This window comes from Nocardia cyriacigeorgica (assembly GCF_029868385.1).
GTDB lineage: Bacteria > Actinomycetota > Actinomycetes > Mycobacteriales > Mycobacteriaceae > Nocardia > Nocardia cyriacigeorgica_F.
This window is the reverse complement of record NZ_JARWNX010000023.1, coordinates 90,996-112,980: the sequence shown is the minus strand read 5'-3', so window position 1 is coordinate 112,980 and position 21,985 is coordinate 90,996. Positions and strand designations below refer to the sequence as shown.

Here is a 21,985-nt window from a genome sequence, read left to right as displayed (position 1 = left end):
CCGAGCTGCTCGCCTCGCTCAGAAGCGCGCGGCGAGCAGGTCGGCAGCTTCGCGGGCCAGGCCGATGAGCATCCGGGCCTGGCCGCTCAGGTCGACCGCCGACCGGTCCGCAGCGATCCGGGTGCTCAGCGACAGCGCCGCCACCGCGGCGCCGCGCCTGCGCACCGCAACCGCGACGCAACCGATCCCCGGCACCGACTCCTCGTTGTCGACCGCGACGCCTTGGCGGCGGCGAATGCGGGCGAGCTCGCGCTGCAATTCGGTGCGGTCGCCGATGGTGCGGGCGGTCAGCTGCGGCAGCCGGTCCCGGAAAGAGGCATCGACCACGCTCGGTTCCAGTGCGGCCAGCATCGCCTTGCCGAGTGCGGTGCTGTGCGCGGGCATCCGGCCGCCGAGCCGGGTCGGCACACTCGCGGTGTGCCTGCCGCCGACCTTGTCCAGGTAGAGCACCTCACGGCCGTCGAGGACGCCGAGATGTCCGACGAGGTCGAGGTCGCTGCGCCGGCACAGATCATGCAGCAGTGGACTCACCGCATCGCGGATCTCGTTGTGCCCGGCGGCCAATCCGCCGAGTTCGAGCACACGCATGCCGAGACGGTAGCCGCCGGGCGCGTGGGCCAGCCAGCGCAAACGAATCATCTGATCGAGAATCCGGTGCACGGTGGAGCGCGGTAGTCCGGTGCGTTCGACGAGCCGGTGCAGGGTGAGGATCGGGGTCGCGCCGTCGAAAGCGTCCAGGATCAACGTCATCCGCTCGAGCATCGACGCCGGGGGCTCGGGGCAGGGCGCCGGATCGGGGCCGGTCCACAGACCCTCGGCCTCGGGGTGAATCGGCACCTCGACCGTCAAGATGAAACCTCCATTGTGCAGCGCGTACAGCTTACGAGCGGCGTGCGCGGCGACAGCACGGATTCGGCGGGCCGAGACCACCATCACACACCGCGAGACATGGGCATGAGGACCGGCAGCGGCGGCCGTCGGATGTCGGTTCGGGAGGGCATGGCGAGCAGCATTCCCGTTGTCACCGCGCATCGGCCCGGCGCGCCCGTGTCGTAGATATCGCCAGGTATCAGTTGGGTAGTAGCGGTGTGACCAGGCGGCTGCACAGCCAGCGGCCGTCGACCAGCTCCATGCGGGTGGACATGGAGATCTGCTCGGTCTCCTCCGGTTTGTCCGGTGGTGAGTTGATCTGGGTGAGCAGCACATCGACGTCGGCGACGGTGTCGGCCTCGCTCATGGTCGCGGTGCATTCGGCGTCGGAGGCACGGGAACGGACCGGGTCGGAGTCGACCAGCATGCCGACCATCGGCAGGACTCCGGCCGCCTGGGCAGCCCATTCGCCGGTGGCGCCATCGCGGACGCTCTGCTCCCATCCGGCCGGATCGGCATAGTCGTAGGTGGCCATCAGTTTGCTGTAATCGCAGGCCGCCTGTTCGGCGGCCGCCTTCGCCCCCGCCGGCGGGGCGCCCGCCTCCGAATCGCCGCCGCGCAGCACCACCGCTGTCACCGCGGCCGCGGCGAAGACCGCGATCGCGCCCACCGCCGCGGCGAGCGGTTTCCGAGCGCGACGCCACCGGGACAGCGGTGCTCGGTGTGGTGTGGAAGAGAAGGTCACGTCCGTGGGAGAAGCCGGGCCACCCGGCTGGCCGTGCCGCGTACTGTCACCCATGACGGCAGCCTGTGCGGTCGGACCGGTGATGGTCATGGGGCGCGGCGGGTGTCGCGGTGCGGTCAGCGCCCGCCGCGCACCGGCGGCCAGTTCGCCGCAGCTGCCGAATCTTTCGTCGCGGTTCTTGGCCATGGCTCGGGCGATGACGTCGTCGAAGGCCGACGGCACGGACGGATCGTGTTCGCTGGGACGCGGGATCGGGGCGTTGAGGTGGGCGTTGATCAACTGCCCGGTGGTGTCGCCCGGATACGGGAGCCTGCCGGTCAGCAGGTAGTAGAGGGTGCAGCCGAGGGCGTACACATCGGCACGGTGGTCGGTGTCGGCGCGCAGTTCGAACAGTTCGGGCGCCGCGTACTGGAAGCTCGCGTACAGCTCGCCGGTTCTGGTCAGCCCGTCGGCGCGGTCCAGCGCCTTGGCGATACCGAAATCGGTGAGGTAGACCTGCCGTTGCGGACCCCATTCCAGCAGGATGTTGGCGGGCTTCACATCCCGGTGCAGCACACCCAAGCGGTGCGCGTGATCGAGGGCCTTCGCGGTCTCCTCGGCGATCCGCACGGCGTCACCGGGGCGGATCGGACCCTGGCGTAGCGCGGTCGCCACATCGGTGCCCTCGATGTATTGCATCGCCATCCAGAGCCGGTCCTGCTCCTGGCCTCTGGCATACACCGCGACGATATTCGGGTGCGCCAACCGCGCCGCGGTATCGGCCTCACGCAGGAACCTGGCCCGCAGCTCGCCGTCGTCGCCGATCACCGGAGTGAGCAGCTTCAATGCCACCGGCCGCGGCAGATCCCGATCCTGGGCCAGGTACACCTCCCCCATCCCGCCTACCCCGAGCAGCCGGTCGATCCGGTAACCGGCGAACTCCTGCCCCGGCGCCAGCCGTCGATCCACCCGTATATCCCTCCACGAAAGCTGCCGCACACCTTAGTCGATCCGCGCCGCTCGGCCGGGTACGGGAACCCTCGCTTGGCGCCCGACCTATCGATTCGGCCGGACCGAGTCGCCCGTTGCGCTCGTATTCAGAGGCCCGGCCAGCCGTAATGATCGGAGCCCGCGGCCAGGCCGGCCAGCCGGGGTGGTGGTGCGGTGGGCTCGGATCGCGCGGTCGGGCTGTGGGCCGCGGCGGGGAGTTCTCGGCGGAAGGCGTCCATATCCATCCAGCGGATCTGCTGGACGAGTTCCTCGAGGTGGTCGGCGGGCAGGTAACCGGCCTGTGAGAACACCAGCAGCCCCTCGCGGAAACCCATGAGCCAGGGATAGCTGTCCACCTGCGCAGCGGCGACCAGCGCCGTCTCGGCTTCGCCGTCGACGGTGGCGTGCACGATATCCGGGTGCGTGTCGGCGGAGGAGCCGTAGACGGGCGCGAACCGGGTGCACCAGCCGCACCAGGAAGCCCAGAACTCGACCAGCACGATGTGGTTGCTGGCGATGACCTGGTCGAAGGTGTGCTGAGTCAGCGGTTTCGTCGGCATCGTCTTCCTCCCGGCGACCCCTGTCCCGATCGAATCGCCCCTCGCGTTCCACTGGCCTCGAATCCTCGCACAGAACAGGGTGGCCCGCGGTGCGTGACCACCGTAGGTGATGGGCAGCGCGTAGATCCCCGGTCGCGTTCACGCGCGCCGGTCACGTCCGACGCCTGCGACACAGCTCGTGCTTGCCGGTGTTCGTGCTTGCCGGTGGCCCGACACGATGCGGCGTGTTCGCATATTTCCGCGTCAACCGATGAATTCCGGCGTATCGATGAGTCCTGACTATGAGCGGGCGGTGTGCGCAGCTGTCCGTGTGCCGAACAGTGAGGAGTCGACGATGACCGATACCGATGTCCGGGCGGCGATCGCCGCGCAACGCGGGTACCTCGTGGATGTGCTGGCCGGGCTCGACGAGGCGGGCTGGGACTCGCCGACGTTGTGCGAGGGCTGGCGGGTACGCGAGGTGGTCGCGCACATCACCATGCCGTTCCGGCTGTCGCTGCCCCGTTTCGCGCTGGGCATGATCAAGGCGCGCGGCGATTTCCATCGGATGGCCGACCGCAGTGCTCGCGCCGATGCGGCGCACTTCAGCTCGGACCAACTGATCGCTTCGCTGCGCGACAACATCGACCATCCGTGGAAGCCGCCGGGTGGCGGGTTCGTCGGCGCGCTCAGCCATGACGTCATCCATGGACTCGACATCACCGTCGGACTCGGCCTCGATCAGACGGTGCCGCAGGACAGGTTGCGGCTGGTGCTGGATTCGGTGCGACCCAAGCAGTTGAAGTACTTCGGAGTCGACCTGGACGGGGTGCAGCTACGCGCGGACGATCTCGACTGGAGCTACGGCACCGGCACGGCGCTCACCGGACGCGCGCAGGATCTGCTGCTGGTGTTGTGCGGGCGGAAACTGCCCGTCGGTCATCTGCATGGTCCCGCGGCGGATCGATTCAGCGCCGCCCGGTAGTTCGGCGCCGCCCGGTAGTCCATCGAGCGTCGCGACCGATCGGTCCCGGCCCGAGGTCGGAGCCGTTCGCCCAGCAATGGCTGACCAGGTGGGGCCATGGTCATCCGCGCGCAGTCGTGGGTGGTTCGCGTTGCTGCACCGCCGGATCCGTGGGCGGCAACGTGGCGCCACCGGAGTCGGTCTGGACGGCTCGGCGATCCCGGCTGATCCGCGGCAAAGCGCACACCCGAAATCACTCGGCGGTCCGAGGCGGGCACGGTACAGTCGCCCGGTGGCATGGATCGCACCCGAGGTGGATCGGATCGAGACGTTGTCCGTGGCCGACGAACGGCCGATGCTGCAATCGTGGCTGGACTACCACCGCAGGACCCTGCTGCTCAAATGCGCGGGCCTGAACGCCGCTCAGCTGGCCCAGCGCTGCGTCGCCCCGTCGACCATGTCGCTGCACGGACTGCTCCGGCACCTCACCGAGAACGAACGCGGCTGGTTCCGCATCACCGCCGCCGGTCAACCCCTCGACTACCTCTACTGCTCCGAATCCAACCCCGACGGCGATTTCGACGACGTCCCCCACGCCGACCCCGCCACCGACCTCACCACCTACCAGCGTGAAACCGAACTCGCCGACGCCGCCATCGCCCCACTGTCCCTCGACCACCGCTGCCACCACCCCACCACCGGCACCGAATTCACCCTCCGCTGGATCTACCTGCACATGATCGAGGAGTACGCCCGCCACAACGGCCACGCCGACTTCCTCCGCGAACGCATCGACGGGCGCACGGGCCGATAATGCGGCCCGCCGCCGGACTCCGAGTCGCCTGTACGACAACCCCCGCAGACCGGAGCAACATGCAGCGAAACTGCCGTCTCCCTTCGTCCCTTTCGCCAGAATTCCACCGGCACCGCTGAGTTCGCCGCAGCGATCACCGCCTCCGGGCTGGCGGTGGCCCCACCGTGGCGGTCGAGGAGCAGGCTGTGCGCGAGTATGGCCTAGACTATACCCAACTCCTCAGACAAGTAGAGAGGTTCGTCGATGGACAGCCAGGTACGACGGCACCCGTTGGCCGAGCAGGCAGCCGAAGTTCTGCTCGCTCGGATTCGTGGCGGGGAATGGCCGTTGGGACATCGACTCCCCGGTGAGACGACGTTGGCGGCACAGCTGGGCGTCGGACGTTCGACCGTGCGGGAGGCGGTCCGCGAACTGGCGGGCAAGGGTGTGCTGGCGAGCCGCCAGGGTGCGGGTGTGTTCGTCACCGCGCTCGATGTGAGCGAGGACTGGGATATCGTGCTGCGCCGCGCCACCATCGCCTCGGTGATCGAGGCGCGCATCGCCATCGAAGCCGAGGCGGCAGCCCTCGCCGCGCGGCGACGCACCCCCGCCGACCTGCGTTCCCTGCGCCGCGCACTGGCCGCGCGGACGGTCGAGGGGCAGACGGTGGCCGAACATGTCGATGCCGATATGGAATTCCACCGCGCGGTCCTGCTCGCGGCGCACAACGACATCCTGGTGCAACTCTTCGACGCGTTCCTACCGCGGCTACGCCTGGCCATGATCGACATGCTCGAGATCCGACCGGTCCCGTCGGAGCAGGCCGATCACTTGGCTCACGAACAACTCGCCGACGCCATCGCGTCCAGAAACCCCACGGCGGCAGCCGAATTCAGCCGCTCCCATCTGACCGCCCTGAAGGAGGCCTTCTCGTGACCGTCCCCGTGCTCGATCTGACCGAGGTGACCTTCCGCCGCGAGGGCAAACAGATCCTCGACGGCATCTCGCTCACCGTGCACGCGGGCGAGCATTGGGCGCTGCTCGGGCCGAACGGTGCGGGCAAGAGCACACTGCTCGGGTTCTGCGGTGCGCTCACCCATCCCACCTCCGGCACCGTTCGGATCCTCGGCGAACAGCTCGGCCGGGTCGAATTGCAGCGGTTGCGGCGGTCGATCGGACATGTGAATCCCCGCCATCCGCTGCGGTATCCGCTGACCGTGCGTGAGGTGGTCCTCACCGGAATCACCGGCACCGTCGATACTCCGATGCGTTGGAGCCCCTCGGCCGCCGATCTGGAGCGCGCGCACCGCATGATCGACGCCGTCGGCATGTCCAGGAAAGCGGACGAGGTGTGGCCGACGCTGTCGCAGGGGGAACGCGGCCGCACCCTCATCGCCCGCGCTCTCATCGCCGAACCTCGTCTGCTGCTGCTCGACGAACCCTCCACCGGCCTGGACGTCGCCGCCCGCGAACAACTCTTGGAGACCATCGACGCGCTCGACCGGACCCATCCGGACGTCGCCTCGATCCTGGTCACCCATCACCTCGAGGAACTGCCGAGCACGACCACCCATGCCCTGCTGATCGCCGCCGGTCGCACCGTCGCATGCGGCACCGCCGGGGACACGATCACCACCGACACGATCTCGGCGGCCTTCGATCATCCGGTGGAAGTCCACCGCGTCCACCACCGCTGGATTGCGCGCTCCCCCATCCCCCAGCTCGCCCGGCCCTGAGCGGCTCGGTCGTGTGCGCTGCTGTTCGGCGCAGTGTGCGACCCGGCCGCACCGCGCGTCACCGGCGTGGCCGCCGTGGGAGCCTGATACCGGGCACCGTTCCGATCTCCGACCCTCATTCCCGGCGAATCGGACGGACTACCTGCGACGCAGCAGGATGCCCCGAATGAACGCTGCCTGCCCGGAATGCTGGATATCGTCGTCGATGACGCTGATCAACCGCACACCGAGCGTCACCGGCGGATCCCACCGGGTATCGACCACGCGTGGGAGGTCGGCATCGGTGAGCCCGGCGACGTACTCGATGCTCTGCGCGTGCACGGCGTCGTGATATCCGAGCAAGAGTTCGGCAGTAACACCACTGAGTTCATCCACGTCGCCGCCGCTGTGCCCGTATCCGGTGTCGGCGTCATCGAACGGCAACCCGAACCTGCGCGCCCACCCGTCGCGGGTCCACACCTGTTCGATACCCACCACATCCGCGAGGTGATCGTCTTGCACCCGCGTCAGATGCCACACCAGCCAGGCGATCGAGTTGGCCTCCGCGTCCAACCGAGCCCCCAGTTCCGCACCGCTCAACCCGGCGACCACCCGGTGCACGTTCTCCCGGATCCGGCCGAACCCATCGATCAACAAGTCAGCACTGGTCATATCCGTGTCCAAGACCCGCGCGCCGAACGATATTCCCACACCCGCCACCTGTTCACCGCGTGGCCGCTCGACGATGTGGGCGGGTGCCGGTGCATCCGCCCACATCGTGTGGAGCCACTCAGTTGTTCGAGATGCTCGCCGCACTCATGTGTGGCAGCACATACGGGTCGGCGGCACCCAACCGCACCGGCAGCTCGGCGAGGCCGCGGATCAGCAGGCTCTTGCGCCAGGTCAGATCGTTGAACTCGGCGTTCAGGGATATGGCCGGGATGCGGGCCAGGAGGCGGGTGAGGGCGATGGTGGCCTCGGTGCGGGCGAGGGCTGCGCCGAGGCAGTAGTGGATGCCGTGACCGAAGGCGATGTGGCGGTTGTCGGTTCGAGCGGGGTCGACCTGGTCGGGATCGGGGAACATTCGCGGGTCGCGGTTGGCGGCGGCGAGGGAGATCATGATGAACTCACCGGCGTCGATGTCCTGACCGCCCAAGGTGATCGGCGCGGTTGTATAGCGTGCCGTGGCCAGGTGGACCGGGCCCTGGCTGCGCAGCACCTCGTCGAGGAAGGCCGGTATCGCCTCCGGATCGCGACGCAACCGCTCGGCGGTGGCCGGATCGCGCAGCAGTTCGAGCACCGCGTTGCCGATGAGGTTCACGGTGGTCTCGTGCCCGGCGGCCAGCAGCAGGAAGAGCATCGCGATGAGTTCGGTCTGGTCGAGGCGGTCGTCGTCGTCCTTGGCGATGATCAGCTCCGAGAGCAGATCCTCCCGCGGGTCGTCGGTGCGGGTGGCGATCAGCTCGGTGAGATAGGTGAAGAAGCTGATGCCCGCGCTGGTGCGGTCCTCGATGGGAGCCGATTCGTTCACCAGAATCGCGGTCCACGAACGGAAATCGTCCTTGTCGTCGTCGGGGACGCCGAGCAGTTCGCAGATGACCGCGATGGGCAGCGGAAAGGCGTAGGCGTCGAGCAGATCGACCACTTCGCGTCCGGCCATATCGTCGAGCAGGGTGTCGGCGATCTCGGTGATCCGCGGACCGAGACCGCGAATGGCGCGGCCCGCGAACGCCTTGGACACCAGCTTGCGCAGCCGGGTGTGCTGGGGCGGATCGGCGAAGAGCATATTGTCGTTGATCGCGGCATTGAACATGCCCGCCGCGCCGTGCTTGGCCAGCACCGCCTGACCTTCCGGTGAGCCGATGCGCTTGCTGATGTTCGGTTCGACGAAGGCCTGTTTGGCGATCTCGTGATCGACGACCAGCCAGCCGACCACACCATCCAATCTGATCCGATGAATGGGACCGCGTTCACGCAGCGTCCGGTAGACGGAGTGCGGGTCCTGATAGAACTCGTCGGTCAACTCGAGAATCTGCTGCGCGGCCGTCATGGACGACCACCGGCCTTCGCTGCCGCGTCCGGCCATGATTCGAGGTAGTGCACGTGCCACAGTCCTTTCCACGTTCGAACGGTTCTGACGTGCACCGGAGGCAGCCCGAACTGTGGTCGGCGCACGGCGGTGTGGGAACGGTCGGCGCGGCGAGCTATCGATCAGGTCTGCGACGGTGCGTGGTCGAGCAGTGTCGATCGGTGTGACGCGGAAAAGCCCGGCGCTGGTCCGGTCATGACCGACGACATCTCGAACTCTGTGCCGCAGCGGCCGCTTTTCCGGGTGACATCATTGCACGCCCGCCCGCACGGAACTCAGCGGATCGCCGAAAGTGGGTCGGACCGCCGGGAATTCGATGGCACAGCGGGTCAGGAAGATTCCTCCGCTTCGGCCAGTTCCTTCAAGGTCCGCAACTGCTTACGCATCATGATCACATCACCGACAGCGAAGATCCGGCCCACCCATCGGGGACCTCCGAAGCGCACCCGGACGACCAGCCGGGTGCCCGCCCCTTCCGGGTGTACCGCGTAGGTGACGCAGATATCGTCCGCGCGCAATGTGACGTGCCTGCCGGGCTCGAACGCTTCCAGCTCGAACTGCCCCATGAACCGCTGCCCCACCGCGAGTTCGGTCAGCCGCGGATCACGCACCCGCGGACTGGGTTTCCCGCGATTGCCGAGGCGAAAGCTGTAGGTGGCCACCCGAAGCTGGCACAGCCACGCGAACACCAGCGCGGGCGATGCGTCGATACTGATCGCCCGGTCGGCGCTCAGCGCGTTCGGCTCCAGCTCGTCGCAGGGCAGCGCGGCGGCGCGTTCGGCCTCGGTGGCGCCCCACACCAGTCCGGTATTCATGACGCCGCCGCGATCCGGCGCAATATCGTGCGCACCACGAGCTTGTGCCCGCCGCTGCCGATCACCAGCGCCCGGTAGATCGCCCCTGCGACACCGGGGAATTCGGCTCTGGTCGCGGCTCGCACGACGGTGTGGCGCGGGCCGTCGTCGTCGAGTTCGAATGTGAGGGTGTAGCGGGAGAATCGATGTCCGCCCGCGAGCGCGAGCCGACGCGGCGGATCGATCGCGTCCAACGCGAAGCCGCGCGGCACGGTCGACGGGTCGGCGTGATCCCGGCAGACAACTTTCAGCAATGCTTTCCAGGTCCGGTCGCGATTCGCGTCGACGGATCTGGCATGCTCCTCGATATAGGGCATCCGCTCCATATGGAAGGAACGTACTAGTACATGGCACCGCCCCGCAAGCACGCCACCGATGTGATCCTCGACGCAGCACGCACCCTGGTCCTGTCCGATGGGCCGCGGGCAGCGAGTGTGGCCGCGATCGCCGAGGCCAGCGGAGCACCGGTCGGCACCCTCTACCACCGCTTCGGCAACCGCAACGGCGTGCTGACCGCCGCCTGGCTCCGCGCTCTGGAACGCTTCCAGGACCGGGTGAAGGCCGCCGCCGAGGATCCCGATCCCCTCGAGGCCGGGGTCGCCATGGCGCGGGCGGCGATCGGATTCGGCCGCGATCTACCCGATGACGCCCGATTGCTGCTCAGCCTGCGGCCGAGCGATCTGCTCGACGGCAACCCCGACGAGGAGTTCGGCGCGCGGCTCACCGGGATGAACGCCCCGCTCATCGAGCATCTGCGTCGCATCGCCGCCGGGCTGTTCGGCAGCGATGGGGCGCGCGAGGTCGATGCCGTCAGCCGCGCGATCGTCGATCTGCCCTACGCCGCGCTGCGCAGACACGCACAGGCGGCGGAGTTACCGCAGTGGCTGGAGCAGGATGTCACCGGCGCCGCCCGGACCCTGCTCGAGTCCTTCCGCACGGCCTGATCCGCACGCCCCGGTCACCGAGCATTCGCCAGGCAACCGATAACGTGTTCTCATGACCGAAGACCTGGCCGGTAACGCACTGCCCGACGCCGAGCATCACGAAGGCGGCTTCCGGCCCATGTCGGAGCTCATCGACGCCGCCAAGAATGCCGATATCACCCGCGGCGGCCCGCACTACGGCGCGTTCATCGAACAGGTCCGCGCGCTGATGGACCGGGCACGGCTGGCATGCCCGTCCGATGAGCTGGCCCTGGAAACGATCGGCGTGCTGAAGCAACTCAACGACCGGCTGGACGCGGCGGTCGTCGACGAATGGTCGGCCCCCACCTGGACCCGGGCCGATCTGCCCGCCCGCGGCAACATCACGATCCCGCCCTATGTGATCGACAAGGCGAGCAAAGACGGTGTGGAGGCCAGGATCACCTTCCGCACCTTCCACCTCGGCGGTAACGCCGCCGCGCACGGTGGTCAGATCGTGGTCGGTTTCGATGATCTTCTCGGTATGGCCGCCGCGCTGTACGCGGGCGATGTGACCCGGACGGCGTCGTTGACCGTCGACTACCGCTCCATCACCCCGTTGAACACCGAATTGCGTCTGCATACCTGGGCCGAACGTCGTGAGGGCCGCAAGGTGTACGTCCGGGCGACCCTGCACGACGGCGACCGGCTGTGTGCGGAGGCGAACGGGCTGTTCATCGTGCTGAAGCCCGGCCAGCCCTGATCCGATCCGGCCTGTCCCGCGTCCGAACCGCGGGACAGGCCGGATTCGCTCGGATCAGCGCGCCGGGAAGTGCGCTTCCAGATACGGCCCGAAACTCGCGTCGACCGATTCGGCGGTGAGATCGAAATCGGCGAGGGTGTATTTGTGCGCCGGACGGGCCGCACCGGAGGTCGACTCGCTGTGCAACGAGGCCATGGCCGTCCGCGCGCCGTCGGTGAGTTCCAGGTCGAAGTGGCGGTAGATCCCCTCGACGGTGCCGATCGGGTCGGCGACGAAATCGTCGTAGTAGACATCGCAGAACTGGGCCGCGTCGTGGTTCTTACGATCGTCGAGGAACCGTTGTGCGCCGCGTGACCACAGTTCGAGCTGGGTGCGTCCGACCACCGGCCCGCGGAACTTCTCCGACCAGCCCGCCGACGCCTGTTCGTTGAGGCTGCACACCGACGCGATGATGGTGCTCGGCGCCCGATGCATCTGGATCACCAGTGCGTCCGGGTACACCGCGAGCAGCGCGTCCAGTGCGAACAGGTGGCTCGGGTTCTTCAGCACCCAGCGTCGGTCGGCGTCGTTGAGCCCGATGAGTTGCAGGTTGCGGCGGTGTCGGCGGTAGGCGTCGGTCCACTCCTGTTCGCGCAGCCACTCCGAATAGGTCGGCAGATAGCCGAGACACTCGTACGAGATCGACATCGCCGATTGGCGCAGCAGCTGCCAGCACTCCTCGACCTGATCGGCCGAGATATGGTGCACGCCCATGAATTCCGGATGCTCGACATGATGTTTGTCGTATCCGGCCTGCAACCGCTGGAAGACCGGATTCTGTTCCCAGGTCTCACGCGGCGGACGCGGCTGCGGCATCTCGGTCAGCCACATCTCCAGCCCTTGATGGGCCGGGTCGGCGGTCAGCAACCGGTGCACGGCCGTGGTCCCCGAACGCGGTAGTCCGGTGACGAAGATCGGACGTCGGATCGGCACCTGCGCGTGTTGCGGGAACTGTTGCCACGCCGCCTCACTCAGCAGGCGCGCGATCAACGCGCCGCGCAGGAAAGCCCGATTGATCTTGTTGCCGAACGGGGTGAGTTCCGCATCCTCGGCATAGGAGTCGAGCAGCACCCCGAGCCCCTCGCGGTAGTCGTCGGCCCCGAAATCGGTGAGCCCCACGACCTTGCTCGCCGAGGCGTGCAGATCGTCGATGGTACCGACGTCGTCCCTTCCGATCATGTTCGTCTCGCTCCTCAATTGTGGTATTCGCCGCAGTTGACATCCAGGCACGCACCCGTGATCGCCCGCGCCAGCGACGAGGCGAAGAAGACGACCGCATCGGCGATCTCGTCGGGTTCCGGCAGCTTGCGCAGGTCGATGGTGGCGGCGGTTTCGGCATAGACCTCATCGCGGGTGATGCCGCGTTGCTGGGCGAGGTAGTTGAAGTACCACTTCAAGTTGTCGGCCCAGATATAGCCGGGTGCCACGGAATTCACGCGGATACCGCGCGGCCCCAGCTCGGTCGCCAGACTCTGCGCGAGTGCCAGCAGGCTCGCCTTCGCCATCTTGTACGGGCCGAAGGTGCGCCGGGAATGGTGCAGCACCGCCGAGTTGATCATCACCACCGAGCCCTTGGACTCCTCGAGCGCCGGAACGAACAGCCGGGTCAACCGCAGTGCCGCGAGCACATTGGTTTCGAAGCCCGCGCGGACGGCGTCCAGCTCCACATCGGCCAGATCGACGATCGGCGGGATGGCGAAGGCATTGTTCACCAGTGTGTCCACCCGACCGAAGGCGCTGTGCGCCGATTCCACCAGATTCGCGGCCGCGGCCTCGTCGTTGATATCGGTGGGCACCACCACCGCACGCCTGCCGAGGTCGGTGATCTCCTTCGCCACTTCGGCCAGCCGCGATTCGGTGCGCGAGGCGAGTACCACATCGGCCCCCGCGACCGCCGCCCGCACCGCGATCGCGCGCCCGAGCCCCGGGCCGACACCGGAGACGACGACTACTTTGTCCTGCAACAACATCAGCCGAGCATCCTTTCCGCCACCGCCGCCTGCCGCGCCGCAATCCGTTCCCGCCACTGCTTCGGGGTCACTCTCGCCTGGTCGTGATGCGGCAGCCGGGCCGCCAGTTCTTCGAATTTCACCACTTCGACCGTCGGCCCGTCCTCGGGTTTCATCTCCCGCGACAGCCGTTGCCAGCGGAATTGGAGGTACCCGCGCGCATGACCGGTGCATTCGATCCAGTTGGCCAATCCGGGGTCGCGTTCGCTGACCACCAGCCGGATCATTCCGTCTGGGTCGAGATGCGCCTGATCGGCGGTGAGGCTGGTCTGGTGGTTGATGTAGTCCAGCGACAGGTACCACATGCTGCCGAGTTGGAAGCCCTGATACGGCGCGTCCGATCTGGGCACCGTGATGATCATCGCCTCGTCGTCGGCCAGCTCGTAGTGCCCGGCCGAGGAGAACTGCGTGGTCAGGCCGCCGGGGGTGCTGCGTGGTTCGGTCATGGTGTTGACCGGCAGATTCAGATAGAACCACTGGGGGAAGGCCAGGAAGGTCTGGAGCCGCGACAGCAGCATCTTGCCCGCCACGCCGTATCGCTTCGTCATCAGATCCCGGGTCAACGCGGGCGGCGCGTCGCCGACCTTGTCGGCGCGGTGGATGCGCAGGGTGCCCGGCTGCTCGGCGGTCCAGTCGCTGAACACCTCGCGCACCACGAGCATGGCCGAATCGGGGGCGAGGGTGATGTAGTTCGGCCCCGCTTCGCCCGGCCCGAAACGGACCTCGAAGGAACCGTCGGCGGCGATATCGATGGCGCGATCATCGAATGCGGTGCGGCTGTCCGGCACATCGACCGGCGAATAGTCACCGTTCAAGACCTGAAAACTCAGATCGCGGGTGGTGCCGCGGGTGCCGGTCACCACATACTCGGCGTCCGGGCGCAGATAGGAATGGAAGTAGAGCGTATCGGGATTGTCCAGACCCATTTTCGTGTACGGGCCCGTCGACTGGACGAAGAACGGAAAATCACGTTCATAAGCCCATGCCATCTGAATGGCGGCGCGAATACTGCCCGCCAGATAGTCGTAGCCCTCGACGAGATCCTGTTCGGTCCGAATGTGCGGTGCCTCGGTGATGATCTTCTCGGCGGCGGCGATGGCGTCCGCGAACGGCTGCGTCAGCAAGAGACTCTCCGGTGTTCCATATATGTACCGCTCTGGTACATTTCGATACCGAAGACATTAGAACGTGTTCTAGGAGTGGTCAATGGTCGAACGACGATCCGCGCCGACCCAACGGGTGGTGCAGGTGCTGGACTTCATCGTCGAGCAGCAGGGCAAGCGGGTGGGGCTCTCCGAACTCGCCCGCACCCTCGACCTGGCCAAACCCACCGCGCTCGGCATCCTCACCGAACTCACCGCCGGTGGCTATCTGGTGCGTGATCCGCGCACCCGCACCTACGGCCCCGGTCCCGCACTCATCGCCGCGGGCCGGGTGGCCCAGGACAGTTTCGCCGTCGCGGGCGCCGCCCATCCCGAACTGGCACGCCTCAGCGAGATCTACCGCACCACCTGCACCGCATCGGCGCTGGTCGGCGAACAGATCATCGTGCTGGAGAGCGCGGGCCCCGGCATGGTCAAAGTGGGCGCGACCTACCATTTCGCGCCGCCGGTCGGCCTGATGTACGTGCTGTGGGATACCGACGCGGCCTTCGACGCCTGGCTCGCCATGCCGCCGACGGTGCCGTTGCAGCAGGACGAAGCGCGTCTGCGCCGCATCGTCGCCGAATGCCGGGAACGCGGCTACCTGGTGGAGAGCATGACCGGCGCGGGGCGGCGACTGTACTCGCTGCTGGCCGGTGTTGCCGCACGCGAACTGCCCGACGAACTGCGCGAAGTCGTCGCCGAACTGGTCACCAGCCTGGGCGAACGGGTCTACCTCGGCACCGATCTGCGCCCGCGGAAGGAGCATCCGGTGAGCCTGCTCGCCGCGCCGACTTACGACGCCGACAGCAGGCAGAACATGGTCCTCACGATGTATGTCGGCGCGTCCATCACCGGCGCCGAGATCACCCGCCGCGGCGAGGCGCTGGTCGCCGCGGCCGATACGGTCACCGAGAAGTCCGGCGGGCGCAAACCGTTGACCAATTCCCGAAACGTGTTCTAATTTTGCAGTGTGAGCCAGTACGCGAAGTCGACGGCGAACACCTACGAGCTTCCCCATCTGGACGCGCTCGAGGCCGAGTCGGCACATATATTCCGTGAAGTCGCAGCGACTTTCGAACGTCCGGTGCTGCTGTTCTCCGGCGGCAAGGATTCGGTGGTGATGCTGCACCTCGCGGCCAAATCATTTTGGCCCGCTCCCCTACCGTTCCCGGTGTTGCATATCGACACCGGACACAATTTCGACGAGGTGATCGAGTTCCGCGATCGCACCGTGCGGCGGCTGGGACTGCGGATGATCGTCGGGCGGGTGCAGGACGATATCGACGCCGGACGCGTCACCGAGGACAGCGGCCCACGCGCCACCCGCAACCGGCTCCAGACCGCCACCCTGCTCCGTAGCATCCGCGAGGGACGTTTCGACGCGGTATTCGGCGGCGCCCGCCGCGACGAGGAGAAAGCCCGCGCCAAGGAGCGGGTGTTCAGCTTCCGCGACGAATACGGACAGTGGGATCCACGCAGGCAGCGCCCCGAGCTGTGGAACCTCTACAACGGCAGCCATCGACCCGGCGAGCACATCCGGGTGTTCCCGCTGTCGAATTGGACCGAACTCGATATCTGGAGCTATATCGCCGCCGAGGACATCGAACTGCCACCGCTCTATTACGCCCACCGCAGGCCCGTGGTCCAGCGCGACGGAATGCTGTTGGCGCACACCCGCTTTCTACACCTGCTGGACGGTGAGACGCCTTATGAGTCGACGGTGCGGTTCCGCACCGTCGGCGACGCCACCTGCACCGGCTGTGTCGAATCCCCTGCCGCCTCCCCCGCCGAGGTGGTGGCCGAGGTCGCCGCGGCCCGGGTCACCGAACGCGGCGCGACCCGCGCCGACGACCGCATTTCCGAGGCCGGGATGGAAGACCGCAAACGAGAAGGCTACTTCTGATGAGCACATTGCTGCGCCTCGCGACCGCAGGCAGCGTCGACGACGGTAAATCGACGCTGATCGGGCGTCTGCTGTTCGATTCCAAGACCTTGTTCACCGATCAGCTCGACGCGGTGGAACGCACCAGCCGCGATCGTGGGGAGGACTATCCGAACCTCGCGCTGCTCACCGACGGCCTGCGCGCCGAGCGGGAACAAGGCATCACCATCGATGTGGCGCACCGTTATTTCGCCACGCCGCGCCGAAAATTCATCATCGCCGATACGCCAGGCCACATCCAGTACACCCGCAACATGGTCACCGGCGCCTCCACCGCCGATCTCGCGCTGGTGCTGGTCGACGCGCGCAAGGGCGTGGTCGAACAGACCCGGCGGCACGCCTTCCTCGCCGGTCTGCTCGGCATCCCCCACCTGGTGCTGTGCGTGAACAAGATGGATCTGGTCGACTGGTCGCAGGAGCGGTTCACCGAGATTCGGGAGGAATTCGCCGGATTCGCCGCCAAGCTCGACGTCTCGGACCTGACGTTCGTACCGATGTCGGCGCTGCACGGGGACAATATCGTGCACCGTGGCAGCTCCATGCCCTGGTACGAGGGCACACCGCTGCTGCACCATCTCGAAGAGGTGCATATCGCCTCCGACCGTAATCTCATCGATGCGCGCCTGCCGGTGCAGTATGTGATCCGAAGTCACACACCGGATTTCCGCGGCTACGCCGGAACCGTCGCCGGTGGTGTCTTCAAACCCGGCGACGAGGTGACGGTGCTGCCGTCGGGTCTGACGACCACGGTCCGGTCCATCTTCGGACCGGGCGGAGTCCCCATCGAGCAAGCGTTCCCGCCCCAGGCGGTGACGGTGCAGCTGGCCGATGAACTCGACGTCTCGCGCGGCGACCTGCTCTGCCGTCCCGCGAACCGCCCGCACACCGGGCGTGATCTCGACGCCATGGTGTGCTGGTTCGCCGACGACGCCACCCTCACCGCGGGCGCGACGTACACGATCCGACACACCACCCGCTCCAGCCCGGTCGAGGTCCGTTCGCTCGACTACCGCCTCGATGTGAACACACTGCACCGCGATGAGTACGCGACCACGTTGTCGCTCAACGAGATCGGCCGCGTTCAGCTGCGCACCCGGCAACCGCTGCTGTTCGACCCCTACCGCCGCAACCGCTCGACCGGCAGTTTCCTCCTGGTCGACGACTCCACCGGCGATACCGTCGGCGCGGGCATGATCACCGGACCGAGCCTGCCGTCCTCGCGGGTGGTGTGGCATTCCACCGCCGTCGGCCGCGAGGAGCGCGCGACCCGCGGGATGACGGTCTGGTTGACCGGGCTGTCCGGATCGGGCAAATCCACGGTGGCGGTGGAGCTGGAGCGTCGGTTGGTCGCCTCCGGGCGACCCGCCTTCCTGCTCGACGGTGACAATCTGCGCCACGGCCTCAACGCCGGCCTCGGGTTCTCCGCCGCCGATCGGGTGGAGAACATCCGCCGCGTCGGCGAGGTCGCCCGGCTCTTCGCCGAGGCCGGTGTGGTGGCCATCGTCTCGCTCATCAGCCCGTACCGCGCCGACCGGGACAAGGCCCGAGCGGTGCACGAGGCCGCGGGCATCCCGTTCCTCGAGGTGTTCGTGGATACACCGCTGGATGTCTGCGAATCGCGCGACCCGAAGGGCATGTACGCGAAGGCCCGCGCGGGCGAGATACGCGATTTCACCGGCGTCGACGCCCCGTACGAGCATCCGCTCACACCAGGATTGGTACTGCGCCCGGCCGACGGCGATCCGGCCGCGATGGCGTCGACGGTGCTCGCCCTACTGGCTGGCATGGACTGACACCGCAAAGATCCCGCGTAGCCGGGCCGTACCGCCTATCGTCGGGCGAGAAACACCGATGCTGCCGACCACCGACCCACCGTAGGGAGTTCCGGCAGAAACTCGACCCGCACCGCATCCGGCGGGCGGCGGCGGTCGGCCATCGCGACCGGCCGCGCGTCACCGCGTCGGAGTATGGTACACAGGAGGCAACTTGTACCGAAGGGATGTTCGATGCGGTCCACTCTCCTGTCTCGGCGTGATCTCGACTTCCTGCTCTACGAATGGCTCGACGTCGAGCGACTCACCGAGCGGAAACGGTTCGCCGAGCATTCCAGGGAGACCTTCGACGCCGTCCTCGAGCTGAGTGAACAGCTGGCGACCAGGTATTTCGCCTCGCACAACAAGCTCGGCGACGCCAACGAGCCGACCTTCGACGGTGAGCGCGTCACCCTCATCCCCGAGGTGGAGACCGCGTTGCGCGCCTTCGCCGAGGCCGGGCTGCCCGGTGCGGCGATGGACTACGAACTCGGCGGATCGCAGCTGCCCGCGACCGTCGCGCAGGCGAGTTTCGCCTGGTTCCAGGCCGCCAACCCCGGCACGTCCGGTTATCCGTTCCTGACCATGGCGAATGCGAATCTGCTGCTCACCCACGGTCGCGAGCACATCGATCGGTTCGTGCGGCCCATGATCGAGGGCCGGTTCTTCGGCACCATGTGCCTGTCGGAGCCGCAGGCCGGTTCGTCACTGGCCGATATCGTCACCCGCGCGCAGCCCCAACCGGACGGCACCTACCGGATCTTCGGTACGAAGATGTGGATCTCCGGCGGCGATCACGAACTCGGCGAGAACATCGTGCATCTGGTGCTGGCCAAGATCCCCGGCGGGCCAGCGGGCACCAAGGGGATCTCGCTGTTCGTCGTGCCGCGGTTCCTCGTCGGCGAGGACGGTTCGCTCGGTGAGCGCAACGACGTCGCGCTGGCCGGGCTCAACCACAAGATGGGTTATCGCGGCACGGTGAACACGGTGCTGAATTTCGGCGAGGGCAAATGGATGCCCGGCGGCGAGGCGGGTGCGGTGGGCTATCTCGTCGGTGAAGCGCATCGCGGGCTGCCCTACATGTTCACGATGATGAACGAGGCACGCATCGGCGTCGGGCTGGTCGCCACCGCCCTCGGGTACACCGGATACCTCGAATCGCTGGAGTACGCGCGCACTCGCGCTCAGGGCCGCACCAAGGGCGCAGGTGATCCCACTTCACCGCAGCGGCCCATCGTCGAGCACGCCGACGTCAAGCGAATGCTGCTGGCGCAGAAGGCCTACGCCGAAGGCGCACTGGCCCTGGTGCTGTACTGCGCACGGCTGGTGGACGAGCACCGCACCGCCGCTTCCGAGGACGACCGGCGCGCGGTGGCGCTGCTGCTCGACATCCTCACGCCCATCGCCAAGAGCTGGCCCGCCCAGTGGTGCCTGGAGGCCAACAGTCTCGCCATCCAGGTGCTCGGTGGTTACGGCTACACCCGCGAATACAACGTCGAACAGCATTACCGCGACAACCGGCTCAATCCGATTCACGAAGGCACGCACGGTATCCAGGGGCTCGATCTGCTGGGCCGCAAGGTCACCCAGCACGGCGGGGCCAGTCTGCGCGCACTCGACGAACGAATTCGAGCCACCATCGCCGACGCTCGCACGAAGGGCGGTAAGGCCGCCGAACTGGCCGCCCGGCTCGAATCATCCTGGCAGCGCCTGGTCGAGGTGACCGCTGGCCTGTTCGCCGATGGTGACATCGAGGCCGCTCTCGCCAACAGTTCGGTCTATCTGGAAGCCTTCGGGCACATCACCCTCGCCTGGATCTGGTTACAGCAGATGCTCGCCGCCGACGGTGAGCAGGGCGATTTCTACGAGGGCAAACGTCATGCGGCCCGCTACTTCTTCCGCTTCGAACTCCCCCGCACCGCACCGCAACTCGATCTGCTGGCCGCCCGCGACACCACAACGGTGCAGATGCGGGACGCCTGGTTCTGACACCACTATTAGATACACATCCATATAGATGTATCATTTGTGGGTGACCAGCGATGAGCCTACCGCACCCCGCCCACCAGGGCGTCCGGCCTCCGCGACCCGGGAAGAGGTCGTCGAGCTGGCGCGGGTGGCCTTCCTGGCCGGTGAACGAGTGGATGTGCAGGCGATCGCGGCGAAGCTGCGGCTCAGTCGCGCATCGGTGTATCGCTGGTTCGGCTCGCGTGACGGTGTCCTCGGCGCGGTACTCGCCGGTGAATTCGAGAACCTGATCGATCGCGCCGATGCCCGGCGCCGCGCCACCGGCGCCCAGCGCATCCTCGACGTGCTGTATCGGGTGAACCGCTGGATGGCGGGCAATGAGCCGTTCCGGCGGTACTTCGAGAACGAGCCCATCAACGGCCTGCGCATCCTCACCACCGGCGACGGCCCCGTGCAGCCGCGGGTGGTGGCGGCCGTCGACGCGCTCATCGCACGCACCGAGGAACAGGACGACTATCACCCCCCGCTGGAGCGGTCGTTGCTCGCCTACACCCTGGTCCGTCTCGGCGAGGCCTTCCTCTACAGCGACAACGTCACCGGCCTGCGCAGCGACGTCGACCGGCTACGCCAGGTGCAGGCAGCGTTGCTGGGTCTGGACCCCGGCGGTGTGGCGGCCCGTTCATTGGAATCGGCGTGATCAGAACCTTCGTTCACGCGGCGAAAGTGGCGCAATGGGCGGCGCCGAACTCGTTTGCGCAGGTCGTGACGTGGGCGTACCCGGCGCAATAGCCGAGCCCGATCCGAGCCCGTCCGGCAGCCGGAATCGATCGCCCGAAATCGCCGCTATCGTCGCTGTCCATGCAGGTCAGCGACAAAAATGTGGAGGCGCCCGCCCCGGTGCGGCGGCTGCGGGCCGACCATGCGCGCCGGGTCGCCGATATCCTGCGCCAGCAGATCCACACCGGCGCATTCACCGATACGCTGCCCGGTGAGCACGATCTCGCGGCCGAACATCAGGCCTCCCGCAATACCGTGCGCGAAGCCCTCGCGCTGCTCAGGGACGAAGGGCTGATCGCCCGCATCCCCAAGGTCGGCACCAAGGTGGCCGCCCGCAAGTTCGACCACGGGCTCGACACCCTGCTCGGGTTGCAGGAAACGTTGAAAGGCCACGGCGTCGTCCGCAACGAGGTCCGGGCCGCGACCCCGATCAGCGCACCGCCCGCCGTGGCGCGCCGCTTGGCGCTCGCACCGGGTGCACAGGTGGTCTACATCGAACGCCTGCGTTATCTCGCGGATCTGCCACTGAGCCTCGACCTCACCTACCTCGCGCCCGAGATCGGCGCCGAAGTCCTCGGCCACGATCTGGAACGCACCGATATCTTCGTTCTGCTCGAACAGATCACCGGGCAATCGCTGGGATCGGCCGATCTCGCGGTCGAAGCCGTCTCCGCCGACGCGCACACCGCCTCCACCCTCGACACTCCCGACGGCGCCGCACTGCTGATGCTCGAACGCCTCACCCGCCTCGAGGACGGCACCCCGGTCGACCTCGAGTACATCCGCATGCGCGGCGACCGAATCACCATGCGCGGCAGCCTGTCCCGCAGCATCCCCGAATGGAAGGTCCTCTAGATGGCTCTGGCGAACCAGCGCACCGACATCCCCGTGACCATCGACGAATCGCTGTGCATCCAGGGTTGCACGCTGTGCGTCGAGATCTGTCCGCTCGACTCCCTTGCCATCAATCCCGACAACGGCAAAGCCTTCATGCATGTCGACGAGTGCTGGTACTGCGGCCCCTGCGCCGCGCGCTGCCCTACCGGCGCCGTCACCGTCAACATGCCCTATCTCCTGAGGTAGTTCACATC

23 protein-coding genes are annotated in these 21,985 nt (G+C 67.2%); 13 read left to right on the top strand and 10 right to left on the bottom strand.

The annotated features are described in order from the left end of the window. Nucleotides 1–18 precede the first annotated feature (18 nt). The 3 genes from QH168_RS03745 to QH168_RS03735 form a co-directional block, all read right to left on the bottom strand. On the bottom strand, nt 19–933 hold the full coding sequence (locus tag QH168_RS03745) for an IclR family transcriptional regulator (protein ID WP_348537571.1): 915 nt from the start codon (nt 931–933) through the stop codon (nt 19–21). Nucleotides 934–1,069: 136 nt separating this feature from the next. After that, nucleotides 1,070–2,563 carry a serine/threonine-protein kinase gene (locus tag QH168_RS03740; protein ID WP_280232969.1) on the bottom strand — a complete coding sequence of 498 codons (1,494 nt, stop codon included), beginning with the start codon at nt 2,561–2,563 and terminating at the stop codon, nt 1,070–1,072. A 128-nt stretch (nt 2,564–2,691) separates the two neighbouring features. After that, nucleotides 2,692–3,144 (bottom strand): thioredoxin family protein, encoded by a 453-nt coding sequence (locus QH168_RS03735; RefSeq protein ID WP_348537570.1) that lies wholly within the window; start codon nt 3,142–3,144, stop codon nt 2,692–2,694. Between the two features lie 334 nt (nt 3,145–3,478). On the opposite strand from QH168_RS03735, the gene QH168_RS03730 reads away from it, so the two are divergent. From QH168_RS03730 to QH168_RS03715, 4 genes are all read left to right on the top strand, one after another. After that, nucleotides 3,479–4,108, top strand: a complete 630-nt coding sequence (locus QH168_RS03730) for a maleylpyruvate isomerase family mycothiol-dependent enzyme (protein ID WP_280232968.1) — start codon at nt 3,479–3,481, stop codon at nt 4,106–4,108. 271 nt (nt 4,109–4,379) lie between these two features. Next, the gene (locus QH168_RS03725) at nt 4,380–4,901 is read left to right on the top strand and encodes a DinB family protein (RefSeq protein WP_280232967.1); all 522 of its coding nucleotides are present in this window, start codon (nt 4,380–4,382) and stop codon (nt 4,899–4,901) included. Between the two features lie 243 nt (nt 4,902–5,144). Beyond that, nucleotides 5,145–5,816, top strand: a complete 672-nt coding sequence (locus tag QH168_RS03720) for a FadR/GntR family transcriptional regulator (protein ID WP_280232966.1) — start codon at nt 5,145–5,147, stop codon at nt 5,814–5,816. Continuing rightward, nucleotides 5,813–6,616, top strand: a complete 804-nt coding sequence (locus tag QH168_RS03715) for an ABC transporter ATP-binding protein (RefSeq protein ID WP_280232965.1) — start codon at nt 5,813–5,815, stop codon at nt 6,614–6,616. Before QH168_RS03720 ends, QH168_RS03715 begins: the two co-directional genes overlap by 4 nt. A gap of 138 nt (nt 6,617–6,754) precedes the next feature. Here QH168_RS03715 and QH168_RS03710 read toward each other — a convergent pair whose 3' ends face one another. From QH168_RS03710 to QH168_RS03695, 4 genes are all read right to left on the bottom strand, one after another. Continuing rightward, the gene (locus QH168_RS03710; RefSeq protein WP_280232964.1) at nt 6,755–7,267 is read right to left on the bottom strand and encodes a mycothiol transferase; all 513 of its coding nucleotides are present in this window, start codon (nt 7,265–7,267) and stop codon (nt 6,755–6,757) included. A gap of 118 nt (nt 7,268–7,385) precedes the next feature. Next, nucleotides 7,386–8,645, bottom strand: a complete 1,260-nt coding sequence (locus QH168_RS03705) for a cytochrome P450 family protein (RefSeq protein WP_280232963.1) — start codon at nt 8,643–8,645, stop codon at nt 7,386–7,388. A gap of 368 nt (nt 8,646–9,013) precedes the next feature. After that, the gene (locus QH168_RS03700) at nt 9,014–9,499 is read right to left on the bottom strand and encodes an SRPBCC family protein (RefSeq protein WP_280232962.1); all 486 of its coding nucleotides are present in this window, start codon (nt 9,497–9,499) and stop codon (nt 9,014–9,016) included. Then, nucleotides 9,496–9,855: a hypothetical protein gene (locus QH168_RS03695; protein WP_348537569.1), complete on the bottom strand. Its 360-nt coding sequence runs from the start codon at nt 9,853–9,855 to the stop codon at nt 9,496–9,498. Before QH168_RS03695 ends, QH168_RS03700 begins: the two co-directional genes overlap by 4 nt. A gap of 30 nt (nt 9,856–9,885) precedes the next feature. Here QH168_RS03695 and QH168_RS03690 point away from each other — a divergent pair, with 30 nt between their 5' ends. Further along, nucleotides 9,886–10,482, top strand: coding sequence for a TetR/AcrR family transcriptional regulator (locus QH168_RS03690; protein ID WP_280232960.1), 597 nt, complete (start codon nt 9,886–9,888; stop codon nt 10,480–10,482). 52 nt (nt 10,483–10,534) lie between these two features. After that, nucleotides 10,535–11,203, top strand: a complete 669-nt coding sequence (locus QH168_RS03685) for a PaaI family thioesterase (protein WP_280232959.1) — start codon at nt 10,535–10,537, stop codon at nt 11,201–11,203. Between the two features lie 54 nt (nt 11,204–11,257). On the opposite strand, the gene QH168_RS03680 is transcribed toward QH168_RS03685, so the two are convergent. Genes QH168_RS03680 through QH168_RS03670 form a run of 3 tightly spaced genes read right to left on the bottom strand, consistent with a single transcriptional unit; the run spans nt 11,258 to nt 14,375 of the window. Further along, nucleotides 11,258–12,421 (bottom strand): sulfotransferase family protein, encoded by a 1,164-nt coding sequence (locus QH168_RS03680; RefSeq protein ID WP_280232958.1) that lies wholly within the window; start codon nt 12,419–12,421, stop codon nt 11,258–11,260. Nucleotides 12,422–12,435: 14 nt separating this feature from the next. Continuing rightward, nucleotides 12,436–13,212 (bottom strand): SDR family oxidoreductase, encoded by a 777-nt coding sequence (locus QH168_RS03675; RefSeq protein ID WP_280232957.1) that lies wholly within the window; start codon nt 13,210–13,212, stop codon nt 12,436–12,438. Continuing rightward, nucleotides 13,212–14,375, bottom strand: a complete 1,164-nt coding sequence (locus QH168_RS03670) for a hypothetical protein (protein ID WP_280232956.1) — start codon at nt 14,373–14,375, stop codon at nt 13,212–13,214. Before QH168_RS03670 ends, QH168_RS03675 begins: the two co-directional genes overlap by 1 nt. Before the next feature lie 82 nt (nt 14,376–14,457). Between QH168_RS03670 and QH168_RS03665 the strand changes: the two genes are divergently transcribed. The 7 genes from QH168_RS03665 to QH168_RS03635 all read left to right on the top strand — a co-directional run bounded on the left by QH168_RS03665 (nt 14,458) and on the right by QH168_RS03635 (nt 21,977). Beyond that, nucleotides 14,458–15,357 carry a helix-turn-helix domain-containing protein gene (locus QH168_RS03665; RefSeq protein ID WP_280232955.1) on the top strand — a complete coding sequence of 300 codons (900 nt, stop codon included), beginning with the start codon at nt 14,458–14,460 and terminating at the stop codon, nt 15,355–15,357. Nucleotides 15,358–15,366: 9 nt separating this feature from the next. Continuing rightward, complete coding sequence (gene cysD, locus QH168_RS03660; RefSeq protein ID WP_280232954.1) at nt 15,367–16,299, top strand: sulfate adenylyltransferase subunit CysD; 933 nt, start codon at nt 15,367–15,369, stop codon at nt 16,297–16,299. Next, nucleotides 16,299–18,131: an adenylyl-sulfate kinase gene (gene cysC / locus QH168_RS03655; RefSeq protein WP_280232953.1), complete on the top strand. Its 1,833-nt coding sequence runs from the start codon at nt 16,299–16,301 to the stop codon at nt 18,129–18,131. The genes cysD and cysC overlap by 1 nt, the downstream gene beginning before the upstream one ends. Nucleotides 18,132–18,344: 213 nt before the next feature. After that, nucleotides 18,345–20,138 carry an acyl-CoA dehydrogenase gene (locus tag QH168_RS03650; RefSeq protein WP_280232952.1) on the top strand — a complete coding sequence of 598 codons (1,794 nt, stop codon included), beginning with the start codon at nt 18,345–18,347 and terminating at the stop codon, nt 20,136–20,138. Between the two features lie 43 nt (nt 20,139–20,181). Beyond that, entirely contained in the window at nt 20,182–20,814 is a 633-nt protein-coding gene (locus QH168_RS03645; RefSeq protein WP_280232950.1) for a QsdR family transcriptional regulator, read from the top strand. A gap of 161 nt (nt 20,815–20,975) precedes the next feature. Next, a complete protein-coding gene (locus tag QH168_RS03640) occupies nt 20,976–21,749 on the top strand; it encodes a GntR family transcriptional regulator (RefSeq protein ID WP_280232948.1) in 774 nt (257 codons plus the stop codon). Next, on the top strand, nt 21,750–21,977 hold the full coding sequence (locus tag QH168_RS03635) for a 4Fe-4S dicluster domain-containing protein (RefSeq protein WP_030519968.1): 228 nt from the start codon (nt 21,750–21,752) through the stop codon (nt 21,975–21,977). Nucleotides 21,978–21,985 lie beyond the last annotated feature (8 nt).

Bases quoted from the DNA above. Each gene is read 5' to 3' on its own strand.
- QH168_RS03745 (WP_348537571.1), bottom strand. From the start codon at position 933: ATGGTGGTCTCGGCCCGCCGAATCCGTGCTGTCGCCGCGCACGCCGCT.
- QH168_RS03735 (WP_348537570.1), bottom strand. From the start codon at position 3,144: ATGCCGACGAAACCGCTGACTCAGCACACCTTCGACCAGGTCATCGCC.
- QH168_RS03730 (WP_280232968.1), top strand. From the start codon at position 3,479: ATGACCGATACCGATGTCCGGGCGGCGATCGCCGCGCAACGCGGGTAC.
- QH168_RS03720 (WP_280232966.1), top strand. From the start codon at position 5,145: ATGGACAGCCAGGTACGACGGCACCCGTTGGCCGAGCAGGCAGCCGAA.
- QH168_RS03710 (WP_280232964.1), bottom strand. From the start codon at position 7,267: ATGACCAGTGCTGACTTGTTGATCGATGGGTTCGGCCGGATCCGGGAG.
- QH168_RS03705 (WP_280232963.1), bottom strand. From the start codon at position 8,645: ATGACGGCCGCGCAGCAGATTCTCGAGTTGACCGACGAGTTCTATCAG.
- QH168_RS03700 (WP_280232962.1), bottom strand. From the start codon at position 9,499: ATGAATACCGGACTGGTGTGGGGCGCCACCGAGGCCGAACGCGCCGCC.
- QH168_RS03695 (WP_348537569.1), bottom strand. From the start codon at position 9,855: ATGCCCTATATCGAGGAGCATGCCAGATCCGTCGACGCGAATCGCGAC.
- QH168_RS03690 (WP_280232960.1), top strand. From the start codon at position 9,886: ATGGCACCGCCCCGCAAGCACGCCACCGATGTGATCCTCGACGCAGCA.
- QH168_RS03685 (WP_280232959.1), top strand. From the start codon at position 10,535: ATGACCGAAGACCTGGCCGGTAACGCACTGCCCGACGCCGAGCATCAC.
- QH168_RS03680 (WP_280232958.1), bottom strand. From the start codon at position 12,421: ATGATCGGAAGGGACGACGTCGGTACCATCGACGATCTGCACGCCTCG.
- QH168_RS03675 (WP_280232957.1), bottom strand. From the start codon at position 13,212: ATGTTGTTGCAGGACAAAGTAGTCGTCGTCTCCGGTGTCGGCCCGGGG.
- QH168_RS03665 (WP_280232955.1), top strand. From the start codon at position 14,458: ATGGTCGAACGACGATCCGCGCCGACCCAACGGGTGGTGCAGGTGCTG.
- cysC (WP_280232953.1), top strand. From the start codon at position 16,299: ATGAGCACATTGCTGCGCCTCGCGACCGCAGGCAGCGTCGACGACGGT.
- QH168_RS03650 (WP_280232952.1), top strand. From the start codon at position 18,345: ATGCGGTCCACTCTCCTGTCTCGGCGTGATCTCGACTTCCTGCTCTAC.
- QH168_RS03640 (WP_280232948.1), top strand. From the start codon at position 20,976: ATGCAGGTCAGCGACAAAAATGTGGAGGCGCCCGCCCCGGTGCGGCGG.
- QH168_RS03635 (WP_030519968.1), top strand. From the start codon at position 21,750: ATGGCTCTGGCGAACCAGCGCACCGACATCCCCGTGACCATCGACGAA.